Annotated in this window: 15 protein-coding genes; 8 read left to right on the forward strand and 7 right to left on the reverse strand. The window is 63.6% G+C overall.

Annotated elements, in window-relative coordinates; translation table 11 throughout:
• Positions 1 to 52 precede the first annotated feature (52 nt).
• On the forward strand, positions 53 to 1,969 hold the full coding sequence (locus tag ACZYR5_RS13470) for a hybrid sensor histidine kinase/response regulator (protein WP_489090465.1): 1,917 nt from the start codon (positions 53 to 55) through the stop codon (positions 1,967 to 1,969).
• Positions 1,970 to 1,982: 13 nt separating this feature from the next.
• On the opposite strand, the gene ACZYR5_RS13475 is transcribed toward ACZYR5_RS13470, so the two are convergent.
• Positions 1,983 to 3,332, reverse strand: coding sequence for a cation:proton antiporter (locus ACZYR5_RS13475; RefSeq protein WP_489090466.1), 1,350 nt, complete (start codon positions 3,330 to 3,332; stop codon positions 1,983 to 1,985).
• A gap of 352 nt (positions 3,333 to 3,684) precedes the next feature.
• Between ACZYR5_RS13475 and ACZYR5_RS13480 the strand changes: the two genes are divergently transcribed.
• The 4 genes from ACZYR5_RS13480 to argE are packed head-to-tail and all read left to right on the forward strand — an operon-like array spanning position 3,685 to position 7,267.
• Positions 3,685 to 5,013 carry a flavin-containing monooxygenase gene (locus tag ACZYR5_RS13480; protein ID WP_489090467.1) on the forward strand — a complete coding sequence of 443 codons (1,329 nt, stop codon included), beginning with the start codon at positions 3,685 to 3,687 and terminating at the stop codon, positions 5,011 to 5,013.
• Positions 5,013 to 5,423 carry a RidA family protein gene (locus ACZYR5_RS13485; protein ID WP_003182257.1) on the forward strand — a complete coding sequence of 137 codons (411 nt, stop codon included), beginning with the start codon at positions 5,013 to 5,015 and terminating at the stop codon, positions 5,421 to 5,423. The genes ACZYR5_RS13480 and ACZYR5_RS13485 overlap by 1 nt, the downstream gene beginning before the upstream one ends.
• A gap of 10 nt (positions 5,424 to 5,433) precedes the next feature.
• A complete protein-coding gene (locus ACZYR5_RS13490; RefSeq protein ID WP_489090468.1) occupies positions 5,434 to 6,108 on the forward strand; it encodes a DUF1028 domain-containing protein in 675 nt (224 codons plus the stop codon).
• Positions 6,101 to 7,267, forward strand: coding sequence for an acetylornithine deacetylase (gene argE / locus ACZYR5_RS13495; RefSeq protein ID WP_489090469.1), 1,167 nt, complete (start codon positions 6,101 to 6,103; stop codon positions 7,265 to 7,267). The genes ACZYR5_RS13490 and argE overlap by 8 nt, the downstream gene beginning before the upstream one ends.
• A 133-nt stretch (positions 7,268 to 7,400) precedes the next feature.
• Here the strand turns inward: argE and ACZYR5_RS13500 are convergent, their stop codons facing one another.
• Positions 7,401 to 8,345 (reverse strand): SphA family protein, encoded by a 945-nt coding sequence (locus tag ACZYR5_RS13500; RefSeq protein WP_489095170.1) that lies wholly within the window; start codon positions 8,343 to 8,345, stop codon positions 7,401 to 7,403.
• Between the two features lie 141 nt (positions 8,346 to 8,486).
• Positions 8,487 to 10,061 (reverse strand): sensor domain-containing diguanylate cyclase, encoded by a 1,575-nt coding sequence (locus ACZYR5_RS13505; protein WP_489090471.1) that lies wholly within the window; start codon positions 10,059 to 10,061, stop codon positions 8,487 to 8,489.
• 113 nt (positions 10,062 to 10,174) lie between these two features.
• Here ACZYR5_RS13505 and yddG point away from each other — a divergent pair, with 113 nt between their 5' ends.
• Positions 10,175 to 11,080, forward strand: coding sequence for an aromatic amino acid DMT transporter YddG (gene yddG / locus ACZYR5_RS13510; protein ID WP_489090472.1), 906 nt, complete (start codon positions 10,175 to 10,177; stop codon positions 11,078 to 11,080).
• Here yddG and ACZYR5_RS13515 read toward each other — a convergent pair.
• Genes ACZYR5_RS13515 through ACZYR5_RS13525 form a run of 3 tightly spaced genes read right to left on the reverse strand, consistent with a single transcriptional unit; the run spans position 11,066 to position 12,831 of the window.
• Positions 11,066 to 11,383 carry a hypothetical protein gene (locus ACZYR5_RS13515; protein ID WP_489090473.1) on the reverse strand — a complete coding sequence of 106 codons (318 nt, stop codon included), beginning with the start codon at positions 11,381 to 11,383 and terminating at the stop codon, positions 11,066 to 11,068. The genes yddG and ACZYR5_RS13515 overlap by 15 nt on opposite strands.
• Positions 11,384 to 11,395: 12 nt before the next feature.
• Positions 11,396 to 11,980, reverse strand: a complete 585-nt coding sequence (locus ACZYR5_RS13520; RefSeq protein ID WP_489090474.1) for an NADPH-dependent FMN reductase — start codon at positions 11,978 to 11,980, stop codon at positions 11,396 to 11,398.
• The gene (locus tag ACZYR5_RS13525; protein WP_489090475.1) at positions 11,977 to 12,831 is read right to left on the reverse strand and encodes a sterol desaturase family protein; all 855 of its coding nucleotides are present in this window, start codon (positions 12,829 to 12,831) and stop codon (positions 11,977 to 11,979) included. The genes ACZYR5_RS13520 and ACZYR5_RS13525 overlap by 4 nt, the downstream gene beginning before the upstream one ends.
• Positions 12,832 to 12,899: 68 nt before the next feature.
• On the opposite strand from ACZYR5_RS13525, the gene ACZYR5_RS13530 reads away from it, so the two are divergent.
• Entirely contained in the window at positions 12,900 to 13,856 is a 957-nt protein-coding gene (locus tag ACZYR5_RS13530; RefSeq protein ID WP_489090809.1) for an AraC family transcriptional regulator ligand-binding domain-containing protein, read from the forward strand.
• A gap of 453 nt (positions 13,857 to 14,309) precedes the next feature.
• On the opposite strand, the gene dapA is transcribed toward ACZYR5_RS13530, so the two are convergent.
• Positions 14,310 to 15,182 carry a 4-hydroxy-tetrahydrodipicolinate synthase gene (dapA, locus tag ACZYR5_RS13535; RefSeq protein ID WP_489090476.1) on the reverse strand — a complete coding sequence of 291 codons (873 nt, stop codon included), beginning with the start codon at positions 15,180 to 15,182 and terminating at the stop codon, positions 14,310 to 14,312.
• Between the two features lie 565 nt (positions 15,183 to 15,747).
• On the opposite strand from dapA, the gene ACZYR5_RS13540 reads away from it, so the two are divergent.
• Positions 15,748 to 17,148: a DUF2252 domain-containing protein gene (locus ACZYR5_RS13540; protein WP_489090477.1), complete on the forward strand. Its 1,401-nt coding sequence runs from the start codon at positions 15,748 to 15,750 to the stop codon at positions 17,146 to 17,148.
• Positions 17,149 to 17,150 lie beyond the last annotated feature (2 nt).

The raw sequence follows: 17,150 nt of genomic DNA on the forward strand, positions 1-17,150 counted from the left end.
CCATGGCTTGTCATCTATTCTCATCACCTCGGAACCCTGCATGCGACCTGCCATGAGCGAACAAGCGAAGAACCCGCTGGAACAATCGCGCCTGAAACTGTTGATCGACTCGGTGGTGGACTACGCCATCTACATGATTGACCCCGAAGGTGTGGTCTCCAGCTGGAACGCCGGCGCGGCACGGATCAAGGGCTATACCGAGGCAGAAATCCTCGGCGCCAATTTTTCCTGCTTCTACACCCCGGAGGATCGGCGCAACGGCCTGCCGCAACGGGCCTTGCGCACGGCGGTCGAAGAGGGCCGCTTCGAAGGTGAAGGCTGGCGGTTGCGCAAGGACGGCACGCCGTTCTGGTCCCATGTGGTGATTGACCCGATCCGCAGCCCCGAGGGCACCTTGCTCGGCTTCGCCAAGATCACCCGCGACCTCACCGAGCGCAAGGCTGCCGAGGAAACCCTCAAGCAGAGCGAGCAGCAGTTCCGCCTGCTGGTGCAGAGCGTTACCGACTACGCGATCTACATGCTCGACCCCGAGGGCCGGGTGAGTAACTGGAACCTCGGCGCGCAGCGGATCAAGGGTTACATGCCCCATGAGGTGGTCGGCCAGCATTTTTCCCTGTTCTACACCCCCGAGGACCGCGAGAACGGCGAGCCGCAGCGGGCGCTGGAAGTGGCGATCCGCGATGGCCGTTTCGAAAAGCAGGGCTGGCGTGTGCGCAAGGACGGCACTCGATTCCTCGCCCACGTGATCATCGACCCGATTCGCGGCGAGACCGGTAAACTGCTGGGCTTTGCCAAGATCACCCGCGACATCAGCGAGTCGGCCCAGGCCCAGCGCGAGCTGGAAAAGGCCCGCGAGGCGCTGTTCCAGTCGCAGAAACTCCAGGCCATCGGCCAACTCAGTGGCGGTATCGCCCACGACTTCAACAACCTGCTGACGGTGATCCTCGGCAACCTGGAGTTGCTGCGCAAACGCGCCGGCGACGATCCGAAGGTCCTGCAACTGCTGGACAATGCCGCCCTCGGCGCCCAGCGCGGCGTGTCCCTGACCCAGCGCATGCTGGCGTTCGCCCGTCGCCAGGAACTCAAGACCGAGTCGGTGGCCTTGCCGCGCCTGCTGGAAAACATCACCGGACTGTTGCGCAGCTCCCTCGGGCACCTGGTGACCATCCAGTGTGACTTGCCACCGGACCTGCCGCCGATCCTGGCCGACGTCAACCAACTGGAACTGGCGATCCTCAATCTGGCGACCAACGCCCGCGACGCGATGCCCCAGGGCGGACGGATCCTGATCCAGGCGGTCGACTCGCAACGAAGCCCGGTGCTGCCCCGCGGTCTGCCAGACAAACCTTACGTCTGCCTGTCGATCAGCGATAACGGCCAGGGTATGGATGACGCTACCCTGGCCCAGGCTACCGATCCGTTCTTCACCACCAAAGGGGTCGGCAAGGGTACGGGGCTGGGCTTATCGATGGTGCATGGCCTGGCTGAGCAACTGGGCGGTTGCCTGGTGCTCAAAAGCGAACCGGGGCAGGGCACCTGCGCCGAACTCTGGTTGCCGCAGGCGATTGCGGCGGCGTCCGCGGTCACCCCGGGGGCCCAGCCGGAGGTGTCGGCACCGAGGCGCTTGCGTGTGTTGCTGGTGGACGACGACAACCTGGTCCTGACCAGCACCTCACTGCTGCTGGAAGACCTCGGCCATCAGGTGATCTGTGTCACTTGCGCCACTGAGGCCTTGCACGTGTTCAAGAAGCGCGACGATATCGACCTGCTGATTACGGACATGGCCATGCCGCTGGTGGACGGCGCGCAACTGGCGCAGGCGATTCGCGCGTTGCGCCCGGACTTCCCGATCATCCTCGCCACCGGCTTCGCCCAGCGCCTGGACGGCTTCGTCGCCAACCTGCCGCGACTGGCCAAGCCGTTCAATCAGTTGGCCCTGATGGAAGTCCTCAACAAGGCAATGGGTTGAATCGGGGCGGTCTTCAGGAGGACAGGTTTTTTTCCTTGTAGCGTTCATAGCCGACGAGCAGCGGCTGGGTGCTCAGGCCGTGCAGCAGGATACTCAGGGCAACCACCGACAGGGTGAAGCCGGTGCAGAGGTTGGCAATGTCGGGGTCGAGGCCGTGGTTCAGGGCGTAGAACAGGTAGAACAGGCTGCCGATCCCGCGGATGCCAAACCAGCCCACCAGCAGCCGTTGCCGGCGGTCCAGCAGCGAGCCCCAGGGCATGGCCAGGACGCTCAGCGGACGGATCAACAGAAACAGTGCCAGCGCCACCGGCAGGGCGCGCCAGTCCCAGTGATTGAGCAGCACCACCCCCAGCAGGGTCACCAGGAACACCTCCATGGCGCGCTCGACAATGCTGCCGAACGCCAGCATGTCACCCATCATGATCCCGGCTGCCACCTGGCTGTCCTCGAGGTTTTGCCGGTCACCGTGGATCGCGTGCTCGGGCTCCACGTGCTGGTGGCCGACCACCGGCTGCACCAGATGTTCGGAGGGCGTGTGGGCGCCGGTCAGGGTGACTTCGGCCTGGCGCAAGCCGAGGCCGGCGGCGAACACCGAGAGAAAGCCGTAGCCGTTGATCGCTTCGGCCGCGACATAGGCCAGGGCGATCAGGGCCAGGCTGAGGTAGTCGTTGGGTGATGAAGTGCTGTCGTCGTTGCGCAGGCGCAGTGACAGGGTCAGGCGCCCCAGGCCGCGGCCCATCCAGTAACCGGTCAGCAACCCCGCCGGCACCGCCCAGAGCAGGTCGCCCAGCACCCAATCGGCCAGCCAGCCGCTGTCACCGGGTTCGTGGCGCAGCAGCAACAGACCGAGGATCACGAACGGAAACGCCACGCCGTCGTTAAGGCCGGCTTCCCCCGACAGGCCGAAGCGCACCCGGTCGTAGTCCTTGGCGTCGTTGACCTGGACCAGCGAGGCCAGTACCGGGTCGGTGGGCGCGAGGATTGCGCCGATCAACATCGATGCGCCCCAGGGCAGCGCCAGCCCGTAATGCAGCAGCAGGCACACGGCGCCGATGGTCAGCAGCATCACCGGGCCGGCCAGCCCGAACGCAACGCGCCACGCGCGCTTTCCCAGGGCCAGGCGCAGCTTCAGTCCACCGACAAACAGCGAGAATAGCACCGCGACTTCACTCAGGTGTTCCAGCCAGAAGGACGCGTCCTTCAGGTCCAGTTGCAACAAGCCCAGGCCGCCCGGCCCGATGGCGATGCCCAGCAGCAGGCACACCGCCGAGGTAGTCACCGGCAGCCAGCGTAACCAGGAGGAGGTCAGTGCCAGGGTCAACAGGACCATGCCCAGGACGGCCAGCCACAGGATGAAATTCATCGGTGAGTCCTCTGTTCATCCTGTGACAACGGGTGGGGTGGAGGAATTCGATTTGGCCGGTGGGTGGGTGTGGCGCATACCCTCGTAGGAGCTGGCTTGTCGGGCCGCCGCATCGCAGCGAAGAGGGCGTGTCAGCCAGCGATGATGTCCTGTGCCACCGCCTTCGCCAGCAAGCTGGCTCCTACAGTAAAGCGAGCATTCGCGGTGGTATGAATAGGTTCGACGTCAGGAAGCCAATCCAACTCCCCCCAGCTTTTTCCTTGCCCCCAACTACATAAATCATCATTTCGCTAAACCCCCGCCCCGAACAGAATGCGCCCAACCCCCCACCAACTTTCAGAAGTGCGCAGACATGACAGTTGAAAACATCCAAATCGATACCCTCGTTGTCGGTGCCGGCCAGGCTGGCGTGGCCATGAGTGAGCACTTGGGCAAGCTCGGCGTGCCGCACCTGGTGGTGGAGCGCAAGCGCATCGCCGAGGCCTGGCGGACGGCGCGCTGGGATTCGCTGGTGGCCAATGGTCCGGCCTGGCACGACCGGTTCCCGGGCCTGGAATTTCCCGGCCTCGACCCGGATGCCTTCGCCACCAAAGAACAGGTCGCCGAGTACTTCGAAGCCTATGCGCGGAAAATCAACGCGCCGATTCGCACCGGGGTCGAGGTGCAAAAGGTCCAGCGCAATGTCGAGCGTCCTGGCTTCACCGTGCAGACCAACGATGGCGTGATCGAGGCCCGGCACCTGGTGGTCGCCACCGGCCCCTTCCAGCGTCCGGTGATTCCGCCGATTGCCGGCGAAATAGCCGGGGTCACGCAGATTCACTCCGCCGACTACCGCAACCCGGGGCAACTGGCCGACGGCGCGGTGCTGGTGGTGGGCGCCGGTTCGTCGGGGGTGCAGATTGCCGATGAACTGCAGCGTGCCGGCAAGCAGGTGTACCTCTCGGTGGGCGCCCATGACCGTCCACCGCGCAGCTACCGCAACCGCGATTTCTGCTGGTGGCTGGGGGTGCTCGGCGATTGGGATGCCGAGGCCATGCAGCCGGGCAAGGAACACGTAACCATCGCTGTCAGTGGCGCTCGCGGTGGCGAGACCATTGATTTCCGCCGCCTGGCCCAGCAAGGCATGACCCTGGTTGGCCTGACCCGCGCCTTCGACGGCGGCGTCGTCAGCTTCGAGGCGAACCTGGCCGAGAACATCGCGCGTGGCGACGAAAACTACCTGGCGCTGCTGGATGCCGCCGACGCCTACATCGCCCGCAATGGCCTCGACCTGCCGCTGGAACCTGAAGCGCGCCGGATGCTGCCCGATCCTGACTGCATCACCCAGCCGATCCTCGAACTCGACCTGCACGCGGCAGGGGTCAGCACGATCATCTGGGCCACCGGCTACACGGTCGACTACCGCTGGCTGCAGGTCGATGCCTTCAAGGACAACGGCAAGCCGCAGCATCAGCGCGGCGTGTCGAGCGAGCCCGGGGTCTACTTCGTCGGCCTGCCATGGCAGTCACGGCGGGGCTCGGCATTTATCTGGGGGGTCTGGCATGACGCCAAGCACATCGCCGATCACATCGTGAAGCAGCGCAGCTACCTGGCCTACCGCGATGCCGGACAACGCCAGGCCGATGCCGAACAATCGATCATTTCACTGATGCAGCCCGCCAGCCTCATGGGAGTCCGTTGATGCCTACTCACACCCGCATCCGCATGTTCAATACCAAAGACACTTACCCCAACCAGACCCTGGACAACGACCTGTGCCAGGCCGTACGCGCCGGCAACACGGTGTACGTGCGCGGCCAGGTCGGCACCGATTTCGATGGCCAGCTGGTGGGCCTCGGCGACCCGCGAGCGCAAGCCGAACAGGCGATGCGCAACGTCAAGCAGTTGCTGGAAGAGGCAGGCAGCGACCTCAGTCATATCGTCAAGACCACCACTTACCTGATCGACCCGCGCTACCGCGAACCGGTGTATCAGGAGGTCGGCAAGTGGCTCAAGGGCGTGTTCCCGATTTCCACCGGGCTGGTGGTCAGCGCCCTCGGCCAGCCGCAGTGGCTGATGGAAATCGATGTGATCGCGGTGATCCCCGAATAAGGAGTTGGTCATGACTTTTTCCATCGTTGGCCGCTGTGCCGAAACCGGGCAACTGGGGATCGCTATCAGCTCCTCGAGCATCGCCGTCGGCGCCCGTTGTCCCTGGCTGCGCGCCGGAGTGGGAGCGGTGTCGAGCCAGAACATCACCTTGCCGGCGCTGGGCCCGCAGATTCTCGACGGCCTGGCTGGAGGATCGGCGCCGGCCCAGGCCCTGGACCACGCCCTGACGCGCAATGGCTATAGCCAGTTCCGCCAGGTCGCAGTGATCGATGCCCAGGGCCGTACCGCGCTGTTCAGCGGCAGCCAGGCGCTGGGCACTCACCATGCCCTGGCTGGGGAACAGTGCGTGGCGGCTGGCAATTTACTCGCCGAGCGCGCGGTAATCGAGGCCATGGTCGCGGCCTTCGAGCAGAGCGAAGGCTGTCTCGCCGCGCGGCTGTTAAGTGCCTTGCAGGCCGGGCAGGCGGCGGGAGGCGAAGCCGGCGAGGTGCATTCGGCGGCGCTGTCGGTGGTCGAGGACCTGACCTGGCCAATCGTGGATTTGCGGGTCGACTGGGCTGACGAAGATCCCATCGGCCAGTTGGCTGAGTTGTGGCGCGCTTATCAACCGCAACTGCAGGACTATTTGACCCGTGCCCTCAACCCGACCCTGGCGCCCAGTTACGGAGTGCCCGGCGATGAGTGAACTGCGCAGTCGCGCGCTGCTCGCGAAGCTGGTCGGGTTTGCCACGGTCAGCCGTGATTCCAACCTGGATTTGATCGAGTTCGTGCGCGACTACCTGCACGGTCTGGGCGTGGCGTGCGAGCTGATCTACAACCCCGAGCGAACCAAGGCCAATCTGTTGGCCTCGATTGGTCCGGCGGTGGCCGGTGGGGTGGTGCTGTCCGGGCATACCGACGTGGTGCCGGTGGAGGGCCAGGCCTGGACAGTCGAGCCGTTCTGCCTGAGCGAGACCGATGGCAAGTTGTACGGCCGTGGCACTGCCGACATGAAAGGTTTTATCGCTTCGGTGCTGGCCGCCGTTCCGCTGTTTCTCGCCGCCGACCTGCGCCGTCCGGTGCATCTGGCGTTGTCCTATGACGAGGAGGTGGGCTGCCTCGGCGTGCGCAGTCTGCTGCAAGTGTTGCCACAGTGGATTGCCGCGCCGGCGCTGTGCCTGATCGGCGAGCCCACCGAACTCAAGCCGGTGCTCGGGCACAAGGGCAAGCTGGCGATGCGTTGCCATGTGCGCGGCGCCGCCTGCCATTCGGCCTACGCGCCCTATGGGGTGAACGCCATCGCCCAGGCCGCGCGGCTGATCGGCCGGCTCGACGAGATAGGCGCCACCCTGGCTGAACCCGAATTGCGCGACGAGCGTTTCGATCCAGCGTATTCCACGGTGCAGGTCGGGGTGATCGAGGGTGGCACCGCGCTGAACATCGTGCCGGCCGATTGCCGCTTCGATTTCGAAATTCGCGCCTTGCCGGATTTCGCGCCGCAGACCGTCGTCGATGAATTGCAGCACTACGCCCAGACCTCGTTGCTGCCAGCGATGCAGGCAGTGCAGGCCGACACCGCGATTCGCTTTGAAGCACTGTCGGCCTATCCGGGCCTGGCGACTTCCGCCGACAGCCCGGCGGCGCGGCTGCTGGCTCAGCTATGCGGCAGTGATGCCTACGGCACTGTGGCCTTTGGCACCGAGGGTGGGTTGTTTGACCAGGCAGGCATCCCGACGGTGGTCTGCGGGCCCGGGAGCATGGAGCAGGGGCACAAGCCTGATGAGTTCGTCAGTGTCGAGCAGATGGTGGCCTGTGATCGGCTGATGGATCGATTGGCGGATTGGCTGTGTACTGGTGATCTTTGAGATGGTGATAACACTGAGGGTTAAACTGTGGGAGCCAGCCTGCTAGCGATGAGGACTCCAGCTACACCGCATCAACTTCATCGCCAGCAGGCTGGCTCCCACAAAGAGTTCGCGCCGATAGCGGGGGCACCCCTCAATCCCCCAACGGCACCACCAGCGTCAACCAACTGTTCCAACCATCCGGCCGGTTCTTCGCGTCGAACTCGTAATAACCCTTGAGATTGACGTACCACAGATCCTTGCCGATCTTGAAAAAATGCCCGGCCTGGGGGCCAATACCGCTGACCCGGGACTTGAAGTCGCCCAGGGTCGCGCCGCTGCCACTGTCGCCGGTGACCTGATGGTACACGTAGCCCACCAGCCCGAGTTGGGTCTGGTCGGTGATGAAGTGCGAAGCACTGAGGTCGAGGTGGGCGTCGATGCCGTTCTGGTAATGGGTGTCGGAGTTCTCCCAGTTGTAGGTCATGCCCATGACCGCGGAAAACTCGTTTTTCTTGTCGAACCAGGTGTAGCCGCCACCGGCATCCAGCGCTGCGTGCCCGAGGCCGATGTTCACCAGGCGATCCGGATCATAGGCGCCCACCGGCAGGTTGCCCATGCTGTAGACCATCAGGTTGTGCACGCCGTAATTCCACTTCAGCGTGCCCAGCCCATAAATGTCGCTGCCGCCCTTGAGCGCGTCATCGGTGCCGCCGGAGAAACCCCGGCCGGTGGGGCCGGTGCGGGTCAGGTCAACGCTGGCTTCACTGCGACCCACCGCGGCAATCACCGAGATCGCGGCCTGGGCACCCAGCAGCGGTTCGGCAAAGGTATAGGTTGGACTGGCGAATAACAGATCGGCGCTGGCATCCAGGCCAAAAGTGGTGCGCCCGCCCCGTGGCACGGCCTTGTTGCGGTCGTCGCTGGCACTGACGTGGTAGTACGTGAGCGGCAGGCTCCAGCCCGGCGTGGTCGGCGCCGCAGCCAGCGCGCCGAACTGTCCGGGCAGCCAGAAGCTGATGCCGCCGTCATCCGCCAACGCGGGCATGCTTGCCAGCGCTATCGCCAAACCTGGCAAAATCCTTGTGTTCAGTGTCATCGAGCTCTCGTTTCTCGGCTTGCCATAGTACGGCGTAGGATTTATAGCTCAGTTACTGCAGGAATACATAGCGCATTGGACAGCGAGGCGATTCAACGCCTTGCGTCGTCATTGCTGACGTCTTCGCGGGCAAGCCCGCTCCTACAGGTTCCGGGTCGACTGCTCATCCACACAGCAACGATTGCGCCCGGCGCGTTTCGCCGCATACAGGCAGGTATCCGCGGCCTTCAGCAGGGAGGCGGGGCTGACGCTCTCGCGGCTGGGCTGGCAGGTGGCGACGCCGGCGCTGGCGGTGACCTTGCCCAAGGGGTGTCCGGCATGTTCGATCTGCAGGGCGCGAATCGCCTGCAGGATATCCTCGGCCACCTGCAGCGCGCCGCTGCTGTCGGTGTTGGGCAGCAGCACGGTGAATTCTTCGCCGCCATAGCGCGCGGCGAGGTCGCTGGGGCGCCTGATCGCCTCGTGGATTGCGCCACCCACCGCGCTCAAACAGTCGTCACCGGCAGCATGGCCGTAGCAGTCGTTGTAGCGCTTGAAGTGATCGACATCGAGCATGATCAACGACAGGGCCGAGCCGCTGCGTTGCGCCAGGCGAATCTCATCGGCAAGCGAGCTGTCGAGCCAGCGCCGATTGCCCAGGCCGGTCAGGCTGTCGGTCAACGCCATGTCGTGCAGGGACTGGTGGGCGCGGCGCAACTCCCGGGCAATGCGCATTCTTTGCCGCAACTGACTGAGCACGATCAGGCCGAAAATGCCGAACGCGGTAATCAGCGACAGCAGCACGATTCCGGTCTTCAGCAGATCTTCGCGCCAGGGCGCAATGATCGATTCGCGCGACAGTCCGGCCTCGACCACCAGCGGATAGGACTGCAGGGCGCGGTAGGCATACAGACGTTCAGTGTCGTCCACCACCGCCTTGACTTCGGCAAAGCCCTGATCCGCCAGTGGCAGGTAGCGCTGGAAGATCTCGCTCTGCGCCAGGCTCTTGCCCACCACATCGGCCACGAAGGGCCGGCGCACGAGGATCGTGCCGTCGCGCAGGGCCAACACCAGCGCGCCCTTGCCATCGATCTTGAAGTCGCCGTAGTAATCGACGAAATAACTGACCTTGACCGTGCCCAGCAGCACCCCGGCGAAGGAGCCATCGGGATTGTTCAGGCGCCGCGAGATCGGGATGATCAGGTCCTCGGTGGAGCGGCTCTTGACCACCTGGCCGATGCGCATGCTGCGGTCGTCATGGCTGCGGTGGTACTGGAAATAATCGCGGTCGGCGTTGTTCGCCGGATCGGGAATCGCTTCTTTGTCAGTGACTATCCATTGCCCATCCGGGCCGTAGATAAACAGCCCATGCAGCTGCGGCATGATGGTCGATTGCAGCACCAGCAACTTGTGGATGCGTTGCACATTGATGCTCTGCAAACCGTCGCCTTCGACCCGCTCGGCCAGGGCGGCGGTCAGCACGTCCATCTGGCGGATGGTGTCTTCGGCGTGCTGGGCGGTGGCCCGCGCCAGGTTGGTCACCGAATCGCGGGCGGTGGCGAAGGCGGCGCGGTAGTCGCGCCAGGTGCGCCAGCCCTCGACGGCGAGAAAGGCGACAATCACCGCCAGCATGAAACTGACGATCAGGCGGAAGGTGGCTCGGCCCCTGATGGGGCTGGCCGGGGAGGGTGGAGTGAGGTGATCGAGGCTGGGTGCTGGCGGCTTGCGACCGGGCATTCGGGTGTCCTTGTCAGGAGCAGGTCAATGCAGTCTAGATCAGGCTGCTATAAAGGATGCCCGTGGCCGCCGAGACCTTTGTTAGACTCGCAATCTTTTGCCCAGAGGACCCTATGCAGATCAACGGTGAACGCGCCGCCACGGCCTGTGGGTTGGTGGCGATTCTTTTATGGAGCACGGCGTCCGGGTTGATCAGGAGCGTCAGCGAGATTTTCGGCCCCTTGGGCGGGGCGGCGTTGATCTACAGCCTGGGCGCGATAATGCTGGTGATGTTCCTCGGACGCCCGCGCCTGCGTTCGACTTCGACCTTTTACCTGATCGTCGGCACCGCACTGTTCGTTGCCTATGAGGTGTGCCTGTCGCTGGCCCTGGGCTATGCGAGCAACAGCAATCAGGCGATCGAACTCGGGGTGGTGAATTACCTGTGGCCGTGCCTGACAGTGTTGCTGGCGATTGTCATGAACGGGCAGAAGGCGCGTTGGATCATCGTGCCCGGGACGGCGCTGGCGCTGTTCGGGATTGTCTGGGTGGTCAGCGGCAACGGCCTGTCGCTGTCCGGGATCGTCGCCAATGTGCAGTCCAACCCGCTGAGCTACAGCCTCGCGCTGGCCTGCGCGATCACCTTCGCCCTGTACTGCAACGTCACCCGGCGCTATGCCGGCGGGCAAAGCCTGGTGGTGCTGTTTTTCATCATCACGGCGCTGTTGCTGTGGACCAAATACGGTTTCAGCAGCGAGGTGCTGCCGGCGTTCACCCTGGGCGGCTGCCTGCAACTGCTGGCCGCCGGGATTGCCATGGCCGGCGGCTATGCGTTGTGGAATATCGGCATCATTCGCGGCAACCTGACGTTGCTCGCGACTGCGTCCTATTCGGCGCCGGTACTGTCGTCGGCCTTTGCCGCCGTGTGGCTGGGCGCCAGCTTGACGATGCAACTCTGGCAAGGGGCGGTGCTGGTGACGGTGGGCTCGCTGATCTGCTGGCTGGCCACTCGCGAACGCAATGCTTCAAAAACCGAGTGACTGGTACCAATCCGCGTAAGGCGAGTGGCGGACCTGACGCTGGTTGAAGTCAGGGCTGCCATCGTCCCACCACACCGGCCCGCGCTCCCCCAGCGCGACCTTGGCCTGATCCACCGCGGCGCGTGCCGCCGCCAGCTGTTCGGGATCCGCCGATTGTTTCGCCGCCTTCACCGCCCGCCGTGCGTCCATCAACTGCTTGACCAACTGTTGGCGCAGCGCTTCATCCAGGGCCGGATTGGCACACCGCCAGAGCTGGCCCTTGACCACGAAGTAACGCCCGTCGGGGGTGCTGGGGTATTTCATCGGTGCTCCTGTTCACATGCCGTTGGCAAACTCCGGATCGTCCGGCTTGAGCCGTTGATTCAACTCGGCCATTGCCTTGGCATACTCGGACAGGACCTTGAGCGACCAGTCGGCACGGCGGCGGATCCGTTGATCTTCGACATCGACAGCCTCGACGCCGTTCATCACCGCTTCCACCTGACGCACGATTAGCTGCTCGGGCAGGTAGCAGATCCGGCAATTCTTGTAGCTCGAGGCGCGCAGCTCGGACAGCGGGTAAGCGCCGCCCTGGCCCGCGGAAATTGCCGGCTTGTGGCCCATCTCGCGATAGCCGGCGTGGACGAACAGGTTTTTCAGCGCCGGGCAGGCCATGCCGTGCCATTCCGGGCTGAGCACCACCAGCGCGTCGGCCTCGCGCAGTAGGGCGCCATGGTCGGCCCAAATGCCATGTTCGTCCTTGGCCGGCCATAACGGCAGCGGAGCCAGGCCGAGGTCGATGATCCTCGGGGCAGGGCATAGCTGCAGGGCTTGCAGGCGTTCAGCGAGGTAGTGGGCGACTTTCGCCGATTGACTTGCAACCTGGCTGGAACCGGCGATCAACACGATATTCAGGCTCATTGCGCCAGTTCTCCTGCGGGTGCTTTTTGCCCCTTGGTTTTTTTCCGGCGCGCCAGTGGCCAGAACAGTTCTTCCTGCCAGGTCACCGGGCGCATGTTTTCGATGCCGTAGTGTTCTGGACGGCGGCGGGTGATTTTTGCCGAGCCGAACAGCACGTCCCAGAAGAACAGCAGGTTGCCGAAATTGCCCTTGTAGTGGGTGACCCCATCGTCGGCGTTCAAGCCGTGGTGGGCGGAGTGAGTGGCAGGGGTGGAGATGGTCCGCTCCAGCAGCCACATCAGCGGGCGCAGCAGGCGGATGCGGTACAGCTTGTCGTCCCAGGGCACGCTGCTGTGGGCGGCGAAAATCACCAGCATCTTGACGATCAGGTAGCCGAAATACACCGGGGCCAGGCCCATGTACAGCAGCACGCCGGAGAACCACAGGCCGGGCATCAACAGGTAGTAGAAGCTGTTGTTGCGGTAAACGATGCGGATGCTCATGTACGGCGCCGAGTGATGGGCGCGGTGCAGCGAGTAGAGAAACGGCACCTTGTGGCTGAGACGATGCCACCAGTACTGGGTCATGTCGTCGAGCACCAGGAACAGGCCCAGGCCGAGCGCCCAGTGCAGGCCGCTGAGGCTGTTTTTCAATTGCGGGGCGAAATAGCCGAGCAGGGCAGCGCTGAGAAAGGTCACCAGCGGCAGGGTCACGCCCATCAGCAAGCCGGAACCGAGGATTTCAATGATCACGTCACGCCGTTGGCCACGGGGTTGGCGAAAGCAGGCGCAGGCGATTTCGAGGAGGATAAAAGCGATCAGGATGGCGGCGATGATCGGGATCGGACTGTTGGTTATTGTTGTTGTATTCATGGCACTCTCTGGTTGCGGCCGATAATGGCAATGCCCTCCAATAAGAAACCATGAGCCCTGCACCCGCCATGCGCGAAACGGACAGAATCCCCCGAGAACCGGCCAAGCCCTCGCCCGAACGCTTTCACCGTGGTCCATTGGGCCGGGTGCTCGAGCGTTACCTGCAAAGCCGCAGCGCGCAAGAGCGCAGTAACTACAGCATGGTCGCCCTGGAGCAACTCTGGGCCAGGGCCGCGGTGCACGATCCGGCGATCGGCCTGCACCTGTTCGGCCATTTCACTCGCCAGGACTGGCACGTGCTGGCCCATGCCTGCCTGTACAGCGCCACCCATGAGGAGGCGATTCGCTTCTGGGCGCGTTATGCGCCGCTGGCGTCGGACATGGACAGCATCGTGCTGCTCGAGGAGGGCGATGAACTGGGCGTGGAACTGCGCATCGACGCGCCGTCCAGCCTGGTGCGCTATGTGGTCGAGCACTACTGCGTGATGTCCCTGAGCGTGCTGCGCATCGGCACCGGCGTGACCTTGACGCCCTCACGCGCCTGTTTCGCCCATCCACGTCCGGTTTATCACACCGAATACGCGCAATGGTTTGGCGACACGGTCCAGTTCGACTGCGGGTACAACCGGCTGTATTACCCACGTTCGACCCTGAAGATTGAACTGCAGACCCACAATGCCGGGATGATGGAGGTACTGCGCCAGGAGCTTGATCGGCGCCTGGCCCAGCAGCAGCGCCTCAGCGGTTGGGCGGGCAGGGTGGCGCAGGGGATCCGCCAGCAATTGCTGGCCTGCCAGGCGCCCAGCCTCGAAACCCAGGCCCAGGCCCTGCACCAGAGCCCGCGGACCTTGCGCCGGCGTCTGGAAGAGCAGGGCCTGAGCTTCCGCCAGTTGCTGGATCAGGTACGCGCGGAGCTGGAGCAGTACCTGGAGTTGCAAGGCAACAGCCGCACGCAGATTGCCGGGCAGCTGGGCTACAGCGATCTGGCGGCCTACCTGCATGCGCGTAAGCGCTGGCGGGGGTGAGTCAGATACACCGCATCAAATTTTATCGCTAGCAGGCTGTGTATCAGTCTGCAGATTTATTGAAAGTGCCAACCTCATCGCGACGATAAGACGATTCAACAGGCTGGTGATCAAGGCGAACAACCCGGGAAGAGCAATCCTCTGGATTGCTTGCCTGATTCTCTGTCTGTCCATGTCAACAGGTGATGTGCAGCGACCACCGATGGTGCGAATGGCCGGAACCTGTAGGAGCCAGCTTGCTGGCGAAAAAAACCGAGACCGCCGCGCGCATCCTGACTGCACGCGTCATCATTGACGTCCATCGCCACGGTGCGACGATTCGACAAGCTGGCTCCTACAGGGATTTGTGAGCGCCACAGTATTGATGCCTGGCCCAAGACCTGTAGGAGCTGGCTTGCCAGCGAAGGGTCCATCAGCCACACCGCATCAATTTCATCGCCGGCAAGCCGGCTCCTACAGGGTTCTGTGCAAGCCCTGCAACACCGGGTGCAGGCGCTCCAGGGTCGGTGGACTGCACACCTGCATCGGCTCGCGCAATTCATTGGCCATAAAACCCTGGACACTCAACGCCGCCTTGACCACCGCCGGATTGGGCTCGGCGAAGGCGATCTGGATCCACGGTAGCAACTGGCGGAAGCTCGCACGCGCCGCAGCCAGTTCACCGCGCTCCATCTGCTGCATCAACCGCACATACCGATCGGCATGAACATTGGCCGACGCCGAAATCGCCCCGGCGCCGCCGAGGGCCAGGTGACCGAGAATCTGGATGTCTTCGCCGGTCAGCACCTCGACCTGAGCATCGGCGATCAGCGCCAGGGTGGTCTCGATATCGCCGCCGCAGTCCTTCACCGCCGCAATGTTCGGATGGCGCACGATCCGCCGCAAGGTCTCGCGCTCGATCCGTGCACCGGTGCGATAAGGAATGTCGTAGAGCACCAGCGGCACCGACGACGCATCTGCCACACGTTTGAAAAAGGCTTCCAGGCCTTGCTGCGAAGGGCGGATGTAATAGGGGGCCGGCACCAACAGGCCGGCCAGCTCACGGCGCTGGATCTGCTGCGCAAAGGCGAGGATGTCCTGCAGATTGTTGCCACTCAGGCCCATGATCACCTGGCTGGAAGGCGCCCATTGCAGCACTGCATCCAGCACCGCCAGTTGCTCGTCCTCGCTCATGGCCGCTGCCTCACCGGTGGTGCCACACACCACCAGGCCCCTGACGCCATCCGCAAGCAGCTTCTCGACCAGGCCCTGCAAGGCTTCGAAATCGACCTGCCCGCCACGAAACGGCGTGGCCAGTGCTACCCAGATCCCGCGAAAATCAGACATGCATGTACTCCCTAGTCAGACCGATTAGTCGTCGTCAGAGGAGTGATGGGAATCAAGCAGGGGGAAGGGTCGCCGAGTGCTTTGTGTCCTGTCAGCTCATCTGACGGGACAGCGCCCCGGTCAAATGAGCGACTGTTTCTTCGATTTATTGGCAACCGACACGCATGCGCACGCCTGGGCAGGAAAGCCCGGGGCAGTCAGCAGAGAGTCGGTGATGCGGATCATGGAGGATCGCTTGCCAAAATGTGTTGCCGGATAATGCGCAGCCTCGTTGCGGGAAGTCAACGAGGATTTGCGCCCTGATCGAACAAGGCGCTTGCACGCTGTTGACCAACCGAAGAACAAACCTGCCCGGCGTGTCCGTCCATTCAGTTGCCCGAGCGAGCCAGCGCTGTGTCTGAAATCGACACCGGCAGCTGCTGCATTCACCCAGAAAAACCATTGGATTAACGCTAGCAGCAGGCTGGTGAAAACCCCAGTTTCAGCTAGCGTGAAGGAACCAGCAATTCAGCCTGCGCCCAATCAGGGCGGGCCACAAACGCCGCGCATCGGAGACGACTGCATCATGGCATCCACCCGCAAGGCTGCGCGTAAAACCGCTGCCAAAAACCCGGTAACTCCCACATTCCGCTCACGCGATGAACGCCTCGCTGACGGTAAGCGTTTGCGCGACAAGGTCCCCAGGGAAGAGCACGCCAAGTGGCAGGCGCCCGGACGACAGCGCAACGCCGTGGCGATCCTTGAACAGTCCAACCGTGACCGGCTGCAGGAACTGGTACCGATTCGCTACGGACGGATGTTGCGCAGCCCCTTCACCTTTCTGCGGGGCTCGGCGGCGCTGATGGCCCATGACCTCTCCAAAGGGCCGAACATCGGTGTGACGGTGCAGGCCTGCGGCGACTGCCACCTGCTGAATTTCGGCCTGTTCGCCACCCCCGAGCGCAACCTGGTGTTCGACCTCAATGATTTTGACGAAACCCTGCCGGCGCCCTGGGAATGGGACATCAAGCGCCTGGTGGTGAGCTTTGCGGTGGCCGCGCGTGACGGCGGGGCGACTGACGCCCGTGCGCGCAAGATTGCCATCGCCTGCGCACGCGGCTATCGCGAACAGCTACGGCATTTTTCAAAGATGAAACCGCTGGAAGTCTGGTATTCCCGTCTCGACGCCCAGGCGTTGCTGGACACCGCGCCGGACGCCAAGGCCCTGAAATTCCGCCAGCAACTGTTCGAGCGTGCCCGCGAGCGGGTCATGGAAAGCGTCTTTCCGAAGATCGCCGGGCAGGTCGCCGGCCAGCCGCGCATCGTCGACCAGCCACCGGTGATCCAGCACGTCGCAGACCCCGAGTTCATGGTGCGGGTGCATCAGGGAGTGGCGGCCTACCGGAAAAGTCTCAGCGACGAGCGCCGGGTGCTGCTCGATCGCTATCGCCTAGTGGATGCCGCACTCAAGGTAGTCGGCATCGGCAGCGTCGGTACGCGCTGCTACATCGCGTTGTTGTTTTCCGAGGAAAACCACCCGCTGATCCTGCAGTTCAAGGAGTCGTGCCGCTCGGTGCTGGAGCCCTATGCAGGCAAAAGCCAGTTTGACAATCAAGGCCAGCGGGTGGTGATGGGGCAGCGCCTGATGCAGTCTTCCAGCGACATTTTCCTCGGCTGGGTGCGCGGCCCCGCGGGCTATGACTTCTTCGTGCGGCAACTGCGCGACATGAAAATGTCAGTGCCGCTGGAGAACATCAGCGCCACCCAGCTGGAACGCTACGCAGAACTCTGCGCCCTGACGCTGGCGCGGGCCCATGCGAAATCCGGCGACGCGTCGACCATCTCCGGCTACCTGGGCAAAAGCGAGGTGTTCGACGAAGCCCTGGGGGATTTTGCCTTGCTCTATGCCGACCAGACCGAACGCGACCACGCGCAACTGCTCAAGGCTGCGCAGAGTGGGCGGGTGCATGTCTTGCATGAGGAGTGACA

It is taken from the genome of Pseudomonas sp. F007 (assembly GCF_057814275.1).